General features: G+C 62.0%; 1 pseudogene. It reads left to right on the plus strand.

What is annotated here, in order from left to right:
- Nucleotides 1-245 (plus strand): annotated as a pseudogene (fucI, locus tag AC6UD0_RS07480) (L-fucose isomerase); the annotation flags it as partial.

Raw genomic sequence — 245 nt, forward strand, 5'->3', positions numbered from 1 at the left:
ACTCAGCGTCCTCAGTTCTTTAGCGATGTCCGTACCTATTGGAGCCCGGAGGCCGTTCGCCGCGTCACCGGTCATGAGCTGACCGGTCGTGCCGCTGGTGGTTTCGTCGATTTCAGGAATTCCGGCGCGAGCACTCTCAACGCGACAGAATGCGAGGCCGAGGCGGACGGCACTCCCGTCATCAAGCACTGGTGGGATCTCACCGAGGACGACATCCAGGCCGATCTCGCTGCGACGACCTTCCA

The sequence above is a fragment of the Fructilactobacillus sp. X7R9C1 genome (assembly GCF_059901005.1).